General features: G+C 47.8%; 15 protein-coding genes and 1 other RNA gene. 10 read left to right on the top strand and 6 right to left on the bottom strand.

The features are described from left to right. The coding region (locus tag VIM87_RS01055; RefSeq protein WP_331995173.1) for a glycogen/starch synthase at positions 1-206 on the bottom strand (206 nt) is incomplete at its 3' end. Positions 207-463: 257 nt separating this feature from the next. Between VIM87_RS01055 and panC the strand changes: the two genes are divergently transcribed. From panC to VIM87_RS01005, 10 genes are all read left to right on the top strand, one after another. After that, positions 464-1,327 (top strand): pantoate--beta-alanine ligase, encoded by an 864-nt coding sequence (gene panC, locus VIM87_RS01050; RefSeq protein ID WP_331995172.1) that lies wholly within the window; start codon positions 464-466, stop codon positions 1,325-1,327. Positions 1,328-1,526: 199 nt separating this feature from the next. Next, entirely contained in the window at positions 1,527-1,871 is a 345-nt protein-coding gene (gene panD / locus VIM87_RS01045) for an aspartate 1-decarboxylase (protein ID WP_331995171.1), read from the top strand. A gap of 25 nt (positions 1,872-1,896) precedes the next feature. Beyond that, entirely contained in the window at positions 1,897-2,928 is a 1,032-nt protein-coding gene (locus tag VIM87_RS01040; protein ID WP_331995170.1) for a lysylphosphatidylglycerol synthase transmembrane domain-containing protein, read from the top strand. Between the two features lie 171 nt (positions 2,929-3,099). Then, positions 3,100-4,491, top strand: a complete 1,392-nt coding sequence (locus VIM87_RS01035) for a hypothetical protein (protein WP_331995169.1) — start codon at positions 3,100-3,102, stop codon at positions 4,489-4,491. Positions 4,492-4,569: 78 nt separating this feature from the next. Beyond that, positions 4,570-6,726, top strand: a complete 2,157-nt coding sequence (ppk1, locus tag VIM87_RS01030; protein ID WP_331995168.1) for a polyphosphate kinase 1 — start codon at positions 4,570-4,572, stop codon at positions 6,724-6,726. Between the two features lie 158 nt (positions 6,727-6,884). Continuing rightward, positions 6,885-7,775, top strand: coding sequence for an exopolyphosphatase (locus VIM87_RS01025; RefSeq protein WP_331995167.1), 891 nt, complete (start codon positions 6,885-6,887; stop codon positions 7,773-7,775). 89 nt (positions 7,776-7,864) lie between these two features. Next, positions 7,865-8,680, top strand: coding sequence for a 3-methyl-2-oxobutanoate hydroxymethyltransferase (gene panB, locus VIM87_RS01020; RefSeq protein WP_089917024.1), 816 nt, complete (start codon positions 7,865-7,867; stop codon positions 8,678-8,680). 286 nt (positions 8,681-8,966) lie between these two features. Continuing rightward, on the top strand, positions 8,967-9,851 hold the full coding sequence (locus VIM87_RS01015; RefSeq protein WP_331995166.1) for a DUF1338 domain-containing protein: 885 nt from the start codon (positions 8,967-8,969) through the stop codon (positions 9,849-9,851). 144 nt (positions 9,852-9,995) lie between these two features. Further along, a complete protein-coding gene (locus VIM87_RS01010; protein ID WP_331995165.1) occupies positions 9,996-11,525 on the top strand; it encodes an aldehyde dehydrogenase family protein in 1,530 nt (509 codons plus the stop codon). 925 nt (positions 11,526-12,450) lie between these two features. After that, the gene (locus VIM87_RS01005) at positions 12,451-14,121 is read left to right on the top strand and encodes a S8 family peptidase (protein WP_331995164.1); all 1,671 of its coding nucleotides are present in this window, start codon (positions 12,451-12,453) and stop codon (positions 14,119-14,121) included. A 209-nt stretch (positions 14,122-14,330) separates the two neighbouring features. Here the strand turns inward: VIM87_RS01005 and VIM87_RS01000 are convergent, their stop codons facing one another. The 5 genes from VIM87_RS01000 to VIM87_RS00980 all read right to left on the bottom strand — a co-directional run. Next, entirely contained in the window at positions 14,331-14,744 is a 414-nt protein-coding gene (locus tag VIM87_RS01000; protein ID WP_331995163.1) for a DUF4870 domain-containing protein, read from the bottom strand. 54 nt (positions 14,745-14,798) lie between these two features. Next, an RNA gene (gene rnpB, locus VIM87_RS00995) (RNase P RNA component class A) lies at positions 14,799-15,171 on the bottom strand. Between the two features lie 23 nt (positions 15,172-15,194). Continuing rightward, entirely contained in the window at positions 15,195-16,220 is a 1,026-nt protein-coding gene (locus VIM87_RS00990) for a Smr/MutS family protein (protein ID WP_331995162.1), read from the bottom strand. 268 nt (positions 16,221-16,488) lie between these two features. After that, positions 16,489-16,926: a DoxX family protein gene (locus VIM87_RS00985; RefSeq protein WP_331995161.1), complete on the bottom strand. Its 438-nt coding sequence runs from the start codon at positions 16,924-16,926 to the stop codon at positions 16,489-16,491. A gap of 521 nt (positions 16,927-17,447) precedes the next feature. Further along, a partial coding sequence (locus VIM87_RS00980; RefSeq protein WP_331995160.1) for an amino acid permease occupies positions 17,448-18,959 on the bottom strand: 1,512 nt, incomplete at its 5' end.

The following is an 18,959-nucleotide window of genomic DNA, read 5'->3' as shown; positions in this document are numbered from 1 at the left end:
ATATTGATCCCCGACAGCCTTACCACTTCATGCAAACGATGCCGGCGTTCATTAATAATACCAAATCTTGGCATAATTACCCGTACTTCCAGACCCGCCTCATTGGACTTAATTGCCATTTTATTGACCATATTCGCATACTCGGTTAACTCCAGGTATGGCGACATCTCATGGGCAATAAAAAGAATTCTTTTCTTTGTGGACATTTAATGCTGATTATTAATGCAGTAATTTTTAATTTGGCTTGCAAAATTACGGATTTTTTAAAGAAAAAAGGACAAATTGGCACTTTTAACACTGTTTTAAGTATTGATTTGTGACAGAATCAAGGGTTTTGCCGTAGTTTTCGCGCACGCGCAAACCCGTGTCAGACACATGACAACCAACATTATACTGCATTATTAACATACCACGAAATACTGATATATATCCATAGCACTGAACCGGCATAATACACAACAAAATGTACCTGTTTAAACAAAAAGACGAGCTCCGGCACTATCTCGATACCGCAAAACAACAAGGCGCAACGATCGGTTTTGTACCCACTATGGGAGCCCTGCATGAGGGGCACCTGTCATTAATACACACGGCAAAGGCACAGAGCAGCCTTACGGTTTGCAGTATTTTCGTGAATCCTACCCAGTTTAATGATCCGGCCGACTTTGAAAAGTACCCTATTACCATAGAGAAAGATATTCAAATGCTGATAGCTGCCGGTACAGACGTGCTGTTCCTGCCGGCCGTAGCTGAAATGTATCCGGAAGGGCTCAGCGCCCCGGCGCCCCATTACGACTTTGGCGCGCTGGAAACCGTGCTGGAAGGCGCCCACCGCCCCGGCCACTTCCAGGGAGTAGGCCGTATTGTGCACAAGCTGCTGGATCTTGTACAGCCGCACAAGCTGTTTATGGGGCAAAAAGACCTGCAGCAATGCCTGGTGGTGACCCGCTTATTACAACTTATTGATTCCCCGGCCGAAATGGTCATCTGCCCTACCCTGCGCGAGCCGGACGGGCTGGCCATGAGCAGCCGTAATATGCGCCTGAGCCCCGACGAACGTAAAAATGCAGTGGCCTTGTATAAGGCCCTCTCCTATATTAAAACAGAACTCGCTAAAGGCGGCTCCCTGCCTGACATACTTGCTGCCGCCCGGTTGCAGTTGCGATCCGGTAAATTTGAAACAGATTACCTGGATGTGATTGCCGTTAAGGACGACGGCATTATCCTGTTCCCGGAACAGGCCGTAACGGACCTGCCCATGTATGCAGTAGTAGCGGCAAGAATGGAAGGCAGCCCGGTGAGGCTGATAGACAATATGCAGATGTGAGAATGATGTGCAGATGTGCAAATATGCAAATGTGCAGATGATGGGCCGGTTTTGCCGTTGGGCAGCGCTCGCAGTATGTAACATTGCATTATTAATATGTGCCAGTACATTAGCCTATCAGCGCATTTCCCATCTGCACATCTGCATATCCGCACATCTGCACATTTTTCCGTAGTTTTGCGGTCGCTGAATTAAAACTATGCAGATCGAGTTACTTAAAAGTAAGATACACCGCGCTGTGATAACGGAGGCTAACTTAAACTATGTTGGCAGTATTACCATTGATGAAGAGTTAATGGAGGCCGCCAATATGATTGAGTATGAAAAAGTGCAGGTGGTGAACGTGAATAATGGCGAGCGCCTGGAAACCTATATTATCAAAGGCAAACGCAACTCCGGGGTGATCTGTATGAACGGACCTGCCGCCCGTTTATGCGCTGTAGGCGATGTGGTGATCATTATCTCCTATGCCACCATGGATTTTGAAGAAGCTAAAAAATATACCCCCCTCGCCGTTTTTCCAAAAGAAGGTAACAAATTGTAAGACAGGAACTAATTAATATCAACGTATGCCCAAGAGATTGAAAAGTTTACTCCAGATCGTTGTTTTCCTGGGCATAGGCTTATTATTAATATGGCTGGTTACCAAAAACCTCTCCGACAAAGAAGTAGAAGATATTAAAGAAGCTTTCCGCAATGCACATTACTGGCTGGTACTGCCGGCCATGATCATAGGTATTGCCAGCCACTGGGCCCGTGCCGTTCGCTGGAAGCTGCTGATAAAGCCACTGGGCTACTCCCCTTCCGTACTCAACACCTTTTTCGCCGTAATGGTAGGTTACCTGGCTAACCTGGCCCTGCCCCGCCTGGGGGAGGTAAGCCGCTGCGGTATACTGGCCCGGTATGAGAAGATACCGGCCGATAAGCTGGTAGGCACCATGATAGCCGAAAGGGCCATAGACCTCATCTGCCTCATTATTTTAATGATCGTTACCGTAGCCGTGCAGATAGATGTGGTAGGCCAGTTCTTTACCACCCGCATCTGGGTGCCGCTGCAGCAGAAATTTGCCAATGCCAGTACCACCCAATGGCTTATACTGGCTGTGATACTGATAATAATAATAGCCGCCATTTACTACTTCTTTAAACGTTTTGCCCGTTCCAAAGCCGCCGTTACGGTACGTGCATTAGCCCGCGGCGTAATGGAAGGCATTTTATCTGTTGGTAAAATGGAGCGCAAAGGCTGGTTCCTGTTCTATACCCTGCTTATATGGACGCTGTACTTCTCCATGTTGTACTGCGGTTTTTATACCCTGGATGAAACCTCCCACTTAGGTTTTAAAGCTGCCATGGCCGTACTGGGTTTTGGTAGTATAGGCATGATCGTTACCCAGGGCGGTATTGGCGCTTACCAGGTGCTGGTGCAGCAAACCCTGTTGCTATACGGCATACATGCCACCACCGGTTATGCTTTTGGCTGGATCTTATGGCTGGCCCAAACCCTGCTGGTAATGGTAGTAGGGTTTCTTTCCCTGATCTTATTACCGGTACTGAATAACAGCCGCAGCCCCCAGCCGGCGCCTGCAGAGATCAAAAAATAAATCTATCAGAATAGCTATTTACGGCAAACTAAATGCGGTCAATACATTTACTTTTGATGTATTGCTATTAACCCAATGCCCTCTCAATAACCCATAACCCAATACGCACTACGTATTAATTATTAATTCCTATACCATTCTTTCCTGTGCCGGTTTATGAAACATCATTACATGGCGTGGCTGGTAAGTATTACCCTCACAAGCCGCCTGGTATTTAAGCACGTATTCCATCTTGAGTTTGACAGCAGCCACCTCTGGATCGGCTGGCAGGTTATAGACCCGCAGCTGCTGCAGCATCACCTGCTGCAAAGCCTCTGGTACCTGCATAGCCAGCCGCCCTTGTACAATCTTTTCCTGGGCATTACCCTTAAGCTGTTCCCCGCAAGCTATGCGCTGGTGCTGGAATGGCTTTACCTGCTGTTAGGGTTGTTGCAATCCCTGCTGTTATTCCGTTCCCTGTGCATTATAACGCACAAGCCTGTACTTTCTTTGGCAGTGGCGGTTGTATTTGCAGTTTCGCCCTGTTTTGTACTGTATGAGAACTGGTTCTTTTACACTTTCCCGGGCATGTGCTTACTCAGTATTTCCATTTACCTGTTGCTGCGGTTCCTGCAAAGTAAACGCTGGATATGGGGTTTTGCCTTTTTTACGGACCTAAGCATCCTGGGCCTTACAATCAGCATGTTCCACCTGCTTTGGCTGGTGCTGATAACAGCGGGCTTGCTATGGCTGTACCGGCGCCTGGCCCGCACCATACTGTTGGCAGCCATAGGTCCGCTGCTGCTGGTAAGTGCCTGGTACCTGAAAAACCTGCTGGTGTTTGGCGCATTTACCGCATCCAGCTGGTTTGGGATGAACATTTCACGTATTATGCTGCTGCCGGCCACAGAGCTGCAGCAGCCAGGCCTGCAGCTGGACAGTGTTACCCGGCGGGTGGTATATGAAGGACCGTTTAAACCCCTGGCGCACTACCGCTCTTACATACCCCTGTACCACGGCCCGCTGGAACATATACCGGTGTTACAGCAGGAATGTAAGTCCAATGGCTGTGATAACTATAACAACATTAATTATGTGCAGGTATCGGAACGGTTCCGGCAGGCGGCAGTAAGATCATTACGGTACCATGCCGGCCATTACCTGCATTATGTGCTGGTGGCCAATACCCTTTACTTCTCCCCTGCTTCCGAATACTTTCACCTGGAAAAGAACCGTAAAAAAATAGGCCGTTACAATAGCCTGTTCAACCTGGGCGATATCCGCATTCATAAAAGGTATATTGGCCTGATGAACATACTGTTAGCACTTATAACGGGTATGGTGATCATTGCATCGCTGTTATGGTGCCTGCGCAAAAGGCTGGCCTGCATGAAAGCAAGGGATATCGTGATCGCCTATGCGTTATTTAACATCCTGTTTGTATTATGCACGGGTAACCTGCTGGAAATAGGCGAGAATATGCGTTTCCGTTTTATGACCATCCCTTTGTTCCTGGTATTATGCACCACGGTATACGGCCGCTGGCTATATAACTTTTGCCTCAGGTGTTACAAAATGCTGTAACTTAGATTTAACATGAAATTGTTTCCAAAAACCGTATTGTTGTGGTTATTGTGAAACACCTGAATGCAAACATAATTTATGCGTTTGACGAAAAGTGAGCCAGGCGATATGACACCCGCTACTGATATTTTACCTGATCTGAAATTGAGCAAGAAAAAAGATCACCTTCCCAAAAAGAAGATGATAGCCAGGGATGTAAGCTGGTTATCATTTAACGCACGTGTATTGCAGGAAGCAGCCGACCCCACCGTACCGCTGCGCGAACGGATCCGTTTCCTGGGCATTTTTTCCAATAACCTGGATGAGTTTTTCCGTGTAAGGGTAGCCACGCTTAAACGCATGCTATCCTTTGGCAAATCGGCCAAAGTGCACCTGGAAGAAAACCCCGATGAGATCCTGGATGAGATCCAGCAGATAGGCATACAGCAGCAGCGTGAGTTTGACCGCATATGGAAAGGGATTGAAGAAGAGCTGCGTACAGATAAAATATTCATCCGCACAGAAAAACAGCTGAACAAAGAACAGCAGAAATTTGTGCTCAGCTATTTTGATGAGGAAGTACGTACCAACATCATCCCGCTGATGATAGAAAGTATCCAGCACTTCCCCTTCCTGCGCGATAAATCTATTTACCTGGCCGTGGTGCTGGCCCGGCAGGATAATTCCGTACGCCAGAAGTTTGCGCTGATAGAAATACCCACCGCCATCCTGCCCCGCTTTATCTTACTGCCTTCCAAAGAAGGTGAGCATGATATTATACTGCTGGAAGATGTGGTGCGCTTTTCCCTTCCCAACATCTTCTCTTATTTTGGATACGATAAATTTGAATCGCATATTATAAAGGTTACCCGCGACGCGGAGCTGGATATTGATAACGATGTGGCCAACAGCCTGATCCACCAGCTGGAAAAGGGTATTAAAGACCGGCGCAAGGGCAAACCCGTACGCTTTGTGTATGATAAGGATATAGATCCCCTGCTGCTGGAATACCTGATGCGCCGTTTGGGCCTGTCTAAAAAAGACAACCTGATACCCGGCGCCCGCATCCATAACTTTAAGGATTTTATGGATTTCCCGGATGCAGTGTTCACCAACAAACAGCTGCACCACCGCAAAACATTCATACACCCGCTGTTTGTAAATGCGCCCAGCGTAATGCACGTAATACAGCAGAAGGATGTAATGCTGCACTTCCCCTATCATTCCTTTGATACTATTATAGACCTGCTGCGTGAAGCGGCCATTGATCCCAATGTTACCAGCATTAAGATCACGGCCTACCGGCTGGCCCGCAATTCCAAGATCATGAACGCCCTGGTGAATGCCGTGCGTAATGGTAAGCAGGTAACCGTGGCCCTGGAGCTGCGCGCCCGCTTTAATGAAGAGGATAACCTGCGCTGGAAAACCCGGCTGGAGGATGAAGGCGTAAAAGTGCTGATAGGCATACCCGGCATGAAAGTGCACAGCAAGCTATGCGTGATCAAGAAAAAGATCGGTACTAAAATAGTGCAATGCGGTTTTGTAAGCACCGGCAACCTGAATGAAAAAACGGCCCGGGTGTATGGCGATCATTGCCTGCTCACTGCCAACCGTAATATAATGGCAGATGTGAACCGCATTTTTGCCTACCTGGAACATCCGCGCCATGATATAAAGTTCCTGGAAGCCTGTACCACCCTGCCGGTAAGCCCCTATAGCATGCGGCAGTTCTTTTTACGGTTAATAGACCGCGAGATCAAGAATGCCCGGCATAAAAAGCCGGCCCGCATGATCCTTAAAATGAACTCCCTTTCCGACCCGGAAATGATAGCCAAATTATACGAGGCGGCTAAGGAAGGGGTAGATATTAAGATGGTGATACGGGGTATCTGTTGCGCCTATACGGAAAATAAAAAGTGGAAGAAAGATATAGAGGCTGTAAGCATCATTGATGAATACCTGGAACATGCCCGGGTATTTATTTTCCATAACAGCGGGCAGGAAAAGGTGTTCATCGCCTCCTGCGACTGGATGCTGCGCAACCTGGACCACCGCGTGGAAGCTGCCGTGCCCATCCTGGACCCAGTAAGCAAACAGGAGCTGATAGATATTATGAACATACAGCTCAGCGGCAATGTAAAAGCCCGCATACTGGATAATGATCAGAACAATGAATACAAGCGCGACCAATCCGGTAAAAAAATACGCTCCCAGATAGAGATCTATAAGTATTTGCACGAGAAACAGTATAGTTGATGTGCAGATGTGCAAATATGCGTATGTGCAGATAGGGTGATGCGCGGCTGTGCTGGTTTATGTTAAAAATGGGCATAAATCCGCGGATGTACAGATCTTGCAATTCATTTGCACATTTGCATATTTGCACATCTGCACATAATCTTTATCTTGCATCCATGAAACTTGCTGCTATTGACATTGGTTCCAACGCTGCACGGTTACTGATATCAGAGGCCTCGCCTAAAAGCAATGGTGAAATGGATTTCATAAAGGTGAACCTGGTACGGGTACCCTTGCGTTTAGGCTTTGACGTTTTCAGCACCGGCGCTATCTCCGAACAAAAAGCAGCCGAACTGTTAAATACTGTAAAAGCCTACAAACTGCTGCTGGAAGTATATGGCGTTAAATACCTGAAGGCCTGTGCCACCTCTGCCATGCGTGATGCAAGCAATGGCCCGGAGCTGATGAAGCAGGTAAAACAGGAAACCGGTATAGATATACAGATCATTACCGGCGATGAAGAAGCCTCCTTTATTTACGAGAACCATGTGGCCGAACATATGGCCAGCACCCAGTCTTACCTGTACATTGATGTAGGCGGCGGCAGCACTGAGCTTACCTTTTTCAGCCATAACAAGCTGGTATTTAAAACCTCTGTTAACATAGGCACCATCCGCCTGTTACAGCGCCAGGTAACCGAAGCGCACTGGCAGCTGATGAAGGATACACTGAAACAGCAGTTAAAAGGTTACGGCCCGGTGACCGCCATTGGTTCCGGCGGTAACATTAACAAGATCTTCTCCCTTTCCAAACGCAAGGAAGGCAAACCGCTTTCCCTGGAAACCCTCAAAGATTATTACAAAGAGTTCAGCAGCTTTTCCGTGGAAGAGCGTATTCACCTGTACAACCTGCGGGAAGACCGTGCGGATGTGATCGTACCGGCGCTGCAGATCTATGTGAATGTAATGCGCTGGGCCGATGCCACTGAAATATACGTACCTAAGATAGGCCTGGCCGATGGCCTGATACAGGCTTTATATGCCGAAATAAGCGGCAACCTCCCGTAAAAAAAATGCTGTAGTGATCAATATATTCCCCAAATTTCTGCCTCTGAATCTGCGCTGAACATTAATTATTGATTATTAACAGCTATAAAATGTCTGTAAACAAGGAAGTTAAACGCGTTACCACCCATATACTGCAGAAGATGAAAGCAGATGGGGAGAAGATATCTATGCTCACAGCTTATGACTATTCCATGGCCGGGATTTTTGACGATGCAGGCATAGATGTGGTGCTGGTGGGCGATTCCGCCTCCAATGTGATGGCCGGGCACGAAACTACCCTGCCCATTACGCTTGACCAGATGATCTACCACGCCTCTTCCGTGGTAAGGGCTATTAAACGCGCCTTTATAGTAGTAGACCTGCCCTTTGGCTCTTACCAGGGTAATTCCAAAGAGGCCTTAAGCTCTGCCATCCGTATTATGAAAGAAACCGGGGCGCATGGTATTAAGATAGAAGGTGGTGAAGAGATCATTGAATCCGTAAAACGCATTATATCTTCCGGGGTGCCGGTAATGGGCCACCTGGGCCTTACCCCCCAGTCTATTTACAAGTTTGGCACTTATGCTGTGCGCGCCACCGAAGAAGCTGAAGCGCAAAAGCTGCTGCAGGATGCTGTGCTGCTGCAAAACGCGGGCTGCTTTGCCATAGTGCTGGAAAAGATCCCCGCCCTGCTGGCAAAAAAAGTAGCGGAAACCGTGCAAATACCCATTATTGGTATTGGCGCCGGTAAGTATGTGGATGGGCAGGTGCTGGTAATGCATGATATGCTGGGCATTAACAAAGAGTTTAAGCCCCGCTTTTTACGCCGCTACCTGAATTTGTATGAAGATATCCTGAACGCCACCCAGCAGTATATAACAGATGTGAAGAGCCGGGATTTCCCGAGTGAGAATGAACAATATTGAGGCCTGTAGCCGTCATTGCGGGGCGCAGCGCTCCAGCATACCCCGCACAAATCCGCGCTATGCTTCGCAATGACGATCCAGGGCTTCGCAATACGTATATAAACAAGCGATAATCATTTTATTTATTTAACTACACCAAAACAAGAGTTATCAATTACAAACCACGAATGAAAAACTATTCCTCAACAAAACGCAGGCAATTCGTAATTATTCATGGCATAATGTCTTTTCAATGGCATTCATGAATACTCCGTATTTCGTAATTGAATAATTCGTAATTAAACTTATGTTACACCAAATCTTAGGCGGCCTTATGCAACGCTACATGGAGCGGGTGCCGGATGTAAAGGCCATTATACAAGCCATGATACAGGAAGGTATTATTGCAAAGCCGGAAGATGTGGAGAACGACCACATTGCATTCCGTACGATGGGTGTGCCGCAGCTGGGCATACAATCCCTGGAAAAGATCTTCCTGCATTACGGCTATACGAAAAAGAGCGCCTACCACTTCCCCGAGAAAAAGCTGGATGCTTTCTGGTACGCGCCGCCTGCCCCCCATTTTCCCCGCATTTTTATCAGTGAGCTGCGTGTGCAGGACCTGAGCCCGCAAGCTCAGCAGCTTATTCTCAGCTATACCGGCGAAGTAAAGTCCGATCCTGTAGATGCCCTGAACCTGGACGATGCTACTGCAGTAGATAGTTTCCTGCACAGCGGTTTATGGCGCCTGCCTACCCTGGAAGATTATAAGCTGCTGGCAGCGGAAAGCGAGTATGCCGCCTGGGTTATTTACAACCGTTATTACCTGAACCACTTTACCATCAGCGTACATAACCTGCCCGGGGGCTATAATACTATTCCTGAGTTTAATGCTTTCCTGGAGCGTAAAGGTTTTACCCTGAACAATGCCGGCGGCAAAATGAAGGTGAGCCCCGATGGCGGCCTGCTGCAAAGTGCTACTGTAGCCAATATGATCACTGCTACCTTTGCCAATAATGAAACACACCCTATTGCCGGCTCTTATGTGGAGTTTGCAGAAAGAAAGGTACTGCCCCAGTTCGCACACCTGCCCGCAGACCAGGTAAAACGGGAACACCGCCGGGATGGTTTTGAAGCCGGTAATGCAGATAAGATCTTTGAGAGTACGTATAGTTCGCAGACCGGGAGGTAGTTAGTCCATGGTCCATAGTCGATGGTCCATGGCATAATGCGCATTATTTGTATTCCCATTGATGTTACTTATAAAATAACCTTACGTTCAAGGCCATGGACTATGGACCATCGACCATGGACTAAATTAATTAAATTGCAAACCATGATAGCAGATATTCTGAAAGAATTCAATATACCAGCCCGGCAGAGCGGGGTAAGCACCGGCAAACACTGGCTGAAAGGCGAGGGTGAGGTGCTCAGCTCCTTCTCCCCGGTTGATGGAAAAGAAATAGCCCAGGTGCAGAGCGCCAGCAAAGCGGAGTTTGATGCGGTGGTAGCCGCCGCAGAGGAGGCTTTTAAAGAATGGCGCCAATGGCCCGCGCCCAAACGTGGCGAGGTAGTACGGCAGATAGGCGAAGCGCTGCGCACGCATAAAACATCACTGGGTAAGCTGGTGTCTTACGAAATGGGTAAAAGCCTGCAGGAAGGTTATGGCGAGGTGCAGGAGATGATAGACATCTGTGATTTTGCCGTGGGCCTCTCGCGCCAGTTATATGGTCTTGCCATGCACTCTGAACGGCCGGGCCACCGCATGTATGAGCAGTGGCATCCGCTGGGCGTGGTAGGCATTATATCCGCCTTTAACTTCCCGGTAGCAGTATGGAGCTGGAATGCTATGCTGGCCTGGGTATGCGGGGATGTATGCATCTGGAAGCCATCTGAAAAAACGCCGGTTACCGCACTGGTATGCCAGCATATTGTACAAAGCGTATTTGCCGCCAACCAGGTGCCGGAAGGGGTTTGCAACCTGGTAACCGGTGGCCGCGAAGTGGGCGAATGGTTAACGCATGATACCCGTATACCGCTGGTATCCGCCACCGGATCTACCCGCATGGGTAAGGCCGTGGGCAGCGCAGTAGGCGCCCGTTTGGGCAGGGCTTTGCTGGAGCTGGGTGGCAACAATGCCATTATTATCTCTGAAGCAGCCGACCTGGATATGTCGCTGATAGGATGTGTGTTTGGCGCCGTAGGTACTGCTGGACAACGCTGTACATCCACCCGCCGCCTCATTATCCATGAAAGCGTGTACGATGCTTTTACACAAAAGCTGGTGAATGCCTACAAACAACTGCGTATAGGCGACCCCTTAAATGAGAATAACCACGTAGGACCGCTGATAGATAAACAGGCCGTACAGGCCTACCAGCAGGCCCTGGAACAGGTAACAAAGCAGGGCGGCCGCTTCCTGGTAGAAGGCCGCGTGCTGGAAGGCAGGGGTTTTGAATCCGGCTGCTATGTACAACCCTGTATTGCTGAGGTACAGAACTATTTTGATATTGTGCAGCACGAAACGTTTGCGCCCATATTATATGTGATCAAATACAAAACCCTGGCAGAAGCTATTGATATACAGAATGGCGTACCACAGGGACTTTCCTCTGCTATTATGACACTGAACCTGCGGGAGGCGGAGCAGTTCCTTTCCAGCGCCGGCTCTGACTGCGGTATTGCCAATGTAAATATTGGTACTTCCGGTGCGGAGATAGGCGGCGCCTTTGGCGGTGAAAAGGAAACCGGCGGCGGGCGCGAAAGCGGCTCCGATGCCTGGAAGAATTACATGCGGCGTCAGACCAATACCATCAACTATTCCAACCGTTTGCCGCTGGCACAGGGTATTTCGTTTGACCTGTAATGATATATTTATTTGATGGCCTGGCGCCCGGGTTATGTGTTGCAAAAGCACATGGCTCCGGCGCCAGGCTTTTTTATGGAATGATAAGATGATACCCGCTGCAGTTGAACCTAAATCGTCAGAGGCCTGCTTAAGATCCGGGTTCTCTGCTTTCCGTAAGGCGCTACCGGTGATCCCTATACGGTAATAAATGCCTCCTCCCTGCCATTCAGCTGCTTTGCAACTAAACTGCAATTGCATTAAACTAAATAATATATATAATATTTTGAATTATTTAAACTGGTTACTAGCAGTAGTACAAACTCAACAATAAAGTAATGATCCTGGGCGTTTTAGATGTTTGATTTTTTCCCTTTGTATATATTGTTATAAAAAAAAGAAGCGAGGTTAGAGAACCTCGCTTTTTCGTTAAACGGAAACCATGCTTATGAGAAAAACGTCTGTCAGCCTGAGATGGCTTTCAAACATTCTTCTAGCAATAAATATTATACTTTTTTCCGACAATTCATATTCTACTTTTGTGCTATAATCCTTCCTTGTGGGTTCTATGGATCTTATTTTTTTACTTAGCATTTAATATCAAGTAAGCAGGCAGATCCGCTTCCCTTTTCAATACATTGGTTATTAATCGTTTGCTGATCTTCACCTAAGATGTTGCATGAGTCCGGCCAGCGGTTGATGTGGAAAAAAAGCAAGAATTTTTGCAATCAAAAAGATCTGTTGCAATCCGCTGGTCAGTGATCAGCTTTTTTGAACGCTCGTCAGAATGTTGTCTTGTAGTAATTCCATTTTACATATCTTTAACCAAATATGGTATTTAAATTGTTTATGATAAGACGTTTATTTACCTGTATTATATTACAAGTGTTTTTCATTGAGAACCTGTTTATAATGCCAGGTTCCATCTGACTTAAAATAAATTTAAATGATTGTACGCAGAGCAGTGACCGTACTGGCGGGAAGTGTTGCGCTAATGACAGCCTCTATCAGCACATTTGCACAAGGCACATCAATTCCCAGGAACTGGCACTTATTAAGCTATGAAAAGGACAGTGTGTTGGGTATTGGCGCTGAGAAAGCTTACAAGGAGCTATTAAAAGGCAAAAAGAGCACACCGGTAGTAGTGGCCGTAATAGATTCAGGCATTGATACTACCCATGAGGACCTCAAATCCATCCTTTGGACCAACCCAAAGGAAATTCCCGGTAACAACATAGATGATGATGGTAATGGTTATGTGGATGACATTCACGGCTGGAACTTCCTGGGCGGTAAAGACGGCCGCAGCATAAAGGAGGCCTCTGATGAAGCTACCCGCGAATACCTGCGTTACCGCCGCATTTACGGCAACCCGGATTCCACCATGGACCGCACCTCCCGGGAATATGCCTACTGGCAAAAGCTGGTGGAAAAGGTTGTAAAACCTACCAGCCAGTATAAAGCCTCTTACCGCACTATGACCAAGCTGCATGATAATATGCTGAAGTGCGCCAACATCCTGACCACTTACCTGAAACAGGATGATTTTAACGGTCCGCGCCTGGATAGTATTGAAACTACCGACCAGGATGTAATGGTGGCCAAGAACTTTATGACCCGCCTGCTGCAAAGCACCGGCGAGCAGAATGTAGCTTACCTGGATTTTAAATCTGAGTTTGAAGAATACATTGATGATCTGAAGAAGAAAGCTGAAAGAGCAGACGAAGGCGAAGTAGATAAACGCAAGGAAATTGTAGGCGATAACATAGACGATATCAACGACAAATACTACGGCAATAATGACGTGATGGGCGAATTTGCCTTCCATGGCACCCACGTATCCGGCATTATTGCAGCTGCCCGTAATAACGGCCTGGGTATTGACGGTGTAGCGGATAATGTGCGCATTATGGCGGTAAAAGTAGTACCGGACGGTGATGAGCGCGATAAGGATGTAGCCCTGGGCATCCGTTATGCGGTGGACAATGGCGCCAAGGTTATTAACATGAGCTTTGGTAAAGGATTTTCCCCGAATAAGGATTGGGTGGATGATGCTATTAAATATGCCGAATCAAAAGGCGTATTGCTGATACATGCAGCAGGTAACGATGCCAGTGATAATGATGTGGTGGATAACTTCCCCAGCGCACATTATAACGATCATAGCCGGGCTACCAACGTGATCACCGTAGGCGCTTCCGGCGCCGGCCGCAAGACTTCCAAAGTAGCCAACTTTTCCAACTACGGCAAAACAGAGGTGGACCTGTTTGCACCGGGTGTGCAGATCTACTCTACCGTGCCGGGTGGTAATAAGTACGGCAGCGCCAGCGGCACCAGCATGGCCGCCCCGGTGGTAACCGGCGTAGCAGCATTGGTACTCTCCTACTACCCCAGCCTCACTGCACAGCAGCTGAAAATGGTACTGGAAAAAAGCGTATCGCCTTTAACAGACAGTATGGTAACCAAACCTGGTACGGAAGAAAAAGTACCGTTCAGCAGCCTGTCTGTAACCGGTGGTATTGTGAATGCTTACAATGCCCTGCAGCTGGCAGACAGCATGGTGAATGGAGACAAAAAGAAAGGCAAGCCTAAGCTGCAGCCGGTGAAGAAAGGGTAATTGATGTGCAGATGTGCAAATATGCAGATGTGCAGATGGATGTGCTAATATGCTGATGTGCTGGTGGATAGGAATAGAAAAAACTAAATAAATAAAGATGGGCCAAATGTGGTAAAGTTAATTACCATATTTGGCCCATCTCTTTTATAATATCCATACGTACTGTTTGAGTAAATACCAGCACATTAGCATATTAGCACATCAACACATTATTTAACAATACGCAGGCAAAGCGGGTAACGGTAGCGGATGCCTTTATTGGCACGCACAGCTGCAATAATAGAGAAAACGATATTCAGGATGGATACAATGCCGTACAGGCTGATGGCGGAACCAAAGCCATGCCAGCCGTCAAAATCATGATCGCGCCAGATGGAGCGGAAAGCCCAGATACCGTGCCGCAGGCTGATCAGCAGGCCAATGGCCACATTTACCAGGCTTAAAGTGATCTGGAAGTTAAGGGCTTCTTTACCCTGATCGTCAATGAAGGCAGATTCATTGCGTTTAATGAGCCACATTACCAGGGCTCCGATAATATTTCCCACAAACGATAAGATGAACATTCCTATTAGTCCGCCCAGGTGTACCAGGGCGCCCCAGGTTCTTTCTTGATTCTGATCCATAAAAGTATATGCGTTTTAGTTTGGTTGCTGCGGTATAGGTACAAACAAATAACATAAAACTACAAACCTGTAAGCCGGATTCTGTATCCCGGTTTGCACCGGAACTGCTATCATTTATCTGCGATAACGCTCACGCGTTACCTGTATCTGCCTACCCTCGGTCATCGGGCGGGCAGCCCTCAAACGACCGTATACATGGCATTTCAGCACGCAAGGTTTACCCTTCCAACATGTTGCCATATCAGAACGTGGGCCCTTACCCCACATTTTCACCCTTACCCCGGCAAGCCGTGGCGGTTATTTTCTGTGGCACTGTCTGTATTCCGGCCTGCGCCGGAACCCCACCCGTTAGGTGGTGCGTTGCCCTATGCTGTCCGGACTTTCCTTCCTTCCGTTTAACGGGAAAGACGATAGCACGGTTTGTAGTTTTCGTTATTTGCGTTAAAGTTACTAATATTTAAAGGATATCTCCGTGGCCCCATATCCGTACCGGGGATGGTACTCGTTCACAAAATTACCTACTTCCGGGGTTTGCCGCAGCAGCTGGTGAATTTCATCGCGCAGCTTTCCTTTGCCCAGGCCGTGTATTACGATCATGCTGGCTTGTTTGTGCGCAATGGCCAGGTCAAGATAACGCTGAAATTCATTTAACTGAATGGCCAGGATGGCTATATTGCTTAAGCCCCGCCATTCATCAATGAGCTTTTCTATATGCAGGTCTACTTCATACTTTGGCTCCAGGGGCGCATCAGGCGCCAGCTGGATCTTGCTGTATAAGGGCGATAATTTGCTGATATCCTCAGCCTCAAAACCATAATGGGTATCGGGTTGTTTGTCCGGGTATTTCTCAAACAGCGGAAAGCTCAGCATGGCATCCCGGCGTATATGCAGCTCATTCAGCTGCTGGAACAGCTGCTTAGGCTTTAATTTCCAGACCTTATTGAATGATGGCGCCAGCTTGGGATCTTTATCCCTTGGGTAAAAAGTAAATTCAAAACGGGGACTGTCGTTCAGAGATTCAAATAGCAGGTCCGACAGGTAAAAGTGGCTGAAGGGCTGCAGATCGTTCTTTATTTCCAGGTCCAGCTGTTGTTTAAGCCATACTCTGAAGTGTAAGGTGTAGCTGCGCTGGGTTTCATTGAGCAAATGAAATTTCAGCAGCTGTATATTTTCCTCATAACCATCTGCCTGGTATACCGGCAGTATGGAAAGGAACATGCCTTTATCTGTTTTGAAGGTTTCGTGCTTTTTCTTTTCTACAGGGAGCTCGTCGCCGGGTACTTTACGGGGCGCTGCTGTGGGCAGCTTCTTTTCCGTAAACCGGTAAAAGTAAGGGAAGTCTATCTGGTCAAGGTATACAGGGAAGGTGGTCTTACCCACTTCCACCATTACCATTTCCCGGTTCACAATATCCACTACGGTGCCCTCCTCCTTTGAATGGAGTAAGATGATCTTATCGCCTATTTCATATTTCATGATTGCATTCTCTCCCCTGACAATTTAGATGTACGATGCGTTTGGAATGTAAAATGTAAAAATTTAAATCTTAAATGCAAAAGTTAGATACAAATACACTAATGTGCCGCCTGTTGACTTTTACATTTATCTCGTTCATAAGGTCTTTTCAATCGTCTCTATGAACCTCCTTCGTCGGTTTGAAATTTTACATTTATGATTTTACATTCTCTTTATCCAAACCCCAAATCTAAAATCTAAAATCGTAAATCTAAAATCAGATTGTATGTCAGGCGGGGTGCCGCCGCATATATGCGTCCACTGAAAAGGGGCCGCTGCCTTCTATCAGGAAAAAGATCAGTAATAGCAGCACTGCAATGGAAATGCCGGGAATGCTGTGTACCGCAAACAGTCCTGTACGGGAATGTACGAAGAACACGGCTCCTATTAATACCGGTATGTTCGCTAATACTGCCAGTCTGGTTAACGATCCCAACATAATGAGCACGCCGCCGGCCAGGTGGGCAAATACAATGTAATGCGCCAGCCAGAAGGATACGACTGTTAATGTTGGATTTTCGTTGATCATTGCGGTTAGTGCATCCCGGTTCTGCACGAACAGAACGCCCATCCAGAACAGGAAAATGCCTAAGCCAATGCGTACAGCATCCAGCCACTTGGGGTGGTGCCTGTCGCCCCAGATCTCAATTTTCTGTAGCAGATTCATAACATTCAGTTTTAGGATCAAAGAACTCTGTACTGAAGTTACGAAAAAAGGAGCGGATTCAGGACGGGCTTGGCGGTTGGCGGGTGATCTTTCGTCTTGATTTATTAGTGGTTTCATCCTTGATCCTTTGCCTTCCTGATCGTTGCTGTTTCATCCTATCCGTTGGCGTTCATTCTTGATCCATTAGGGTTTCCTCCTTGGTCCTTTGCTGTTTTTTCCTTGATCCATTGGCGTTTCATCCTTGCAGCTCCAACTCCGGACTGCGCCCGCCTGTTTGGATGATGATGAGGCAGGGGGAAGCGTGGCAGCGTTGCGGTGCTATGGAGCTTTGTCAAGCGTGTGGCGCCGGGCAAAGGTCCGTCGTTTGGAGCAGCAAGAAAGAAGCGGATGAAGGCCATGAACGGTTACGGATTGTAATACGGATACAACCCGCCCAAAACGGGTATAGCCCACCCTGCCACGACCAGCGGGAATGCAATTAAAGCACCTAGATGAATGCAACGATTACGGATTACCCCCAGTTACTCTGCAGCTGCAGCATTGAGCTTACTGTTACGGTAGCTGTAGCTGAAATAGATCACGAGGCCGGTGAGGAGCCAGATGGCGAAAACGATCCAGTTCTTGAGGCCCATCTCCGTCATCAGGTAAAAGCAGCTTAAAAGGCCTAAAACCGGTATCAGGGACAGCTTGCGAAGGAATGAGAAGATGGTGAGCAGGATTGCTACGATGGTAAATAAGTAGAAGGGTATGTTATGCTTCCATACATCCCAGCCGCCGGCAAAGGACCATTTTTCCCCGATCTGGGTATGGAACAGGATAATGAACAGCACAATAAGTCCTGGTACGATCCATCGCCCGTTAATATAGGTCAGCTGAAAACGCTGGGTATTGCCCTCTTCACGGGGCAGCAGCAATACGCCGCCGCATACCAGTATAAAGGCGAATAAAGTACCAATGCTGGTAAGGTCTGTAACAATCGTAAGGTTCAGGAACAGGGCCGGTACACCTACCAGTATGCCGGTAATGATGGTGGCAAAAGAAGGTGTTTTAAAGCGCGGGTGTATTTTGCTGAAACGCTTTGGCAGCAGGCCGTCGCGGCTCATGCTCATCCAGATGCGGGGCTGCCCGATCTGGAATACCAGCAGTACAGTGGTGGTGGCAATTACAGCACTAACGGAAATAATGTAGCTCACCCATTTCAGGTTCACCGCATCAAAAACAAAAGCCAGCGGATCCGCTACCTTCAGCTCAGTGAAAGGCACCATACCGGTAAGCACCAGTGAAATAAGAATGTATAAGATGGTACAAATGATCAGGGAGTAGAACATGCCCCGGGGCAGATCGCGCTGCGGATTCGTACATTCTTCCGCGGTAGTGCTTACAGCATCAAACCCAATATAGGCAAAGAATACGGCGGACACGCCTTTTAACACACCGGAAAAGCCGTTGGGCATAAAGGGATGCCAGTTATCGGTATTCACATAAAAAGCGCCCAGCACGATCACAAAAAGAATGACCAGGATCTTAAACGCTACCATGAAGTTGGCGCTGCGCTTACTTTCCTGGATACCCACATAGGCCAGCCAGGTAATGAACACCACTATCAGGAAAGCCGGCAGGTTCACTATTACCGGTATGCCGGCAATGTGTGGGGCGGCAGCATAGGTTTCCGGTGTGGCGTTATCATAATTGCTGATCAGCCACCCGGGCAGCGGCAAGCCTATACCGCTCAGTAAATTATTAAAATAGCCGCTCCATGAAATGGCAACGGCTATGTTTCCAATAGCATATTCCAGGATCAGCGACCACCCGATAACCCAGGCAGCCAGCTCACCAAACGTTACATATGAATAGGTGTAGGCGCTGCCGGATACCGGCACACGCGATGCAAATTCCGCATAACAAAGGGCAGAGAAACCACAGGTGATGGCCGTGATAATGAACAGAACAGATACGCCCGGCCCGCCATGGAAAGAGGCCTCCCCAATAGTGGAGAAGATGCCCGCGCCAATAACGGCGGCAATACCCATAGC

Source organism: Chitinophaga sp. (assembly GCF_036569125.1).
In the GTDB taxonomy this organism is placed as follows: domain Bacteria; phylum Bacteroidota; class Bacteroidia; order Chitinophagales; family Chitinophagaceae; genus Chitinophaga.
The sequence above is the reverse complement of the archived record's forward strand: the minus strand, read 5'-3'. Positions and strand labels throughout refer to the sequence as shown.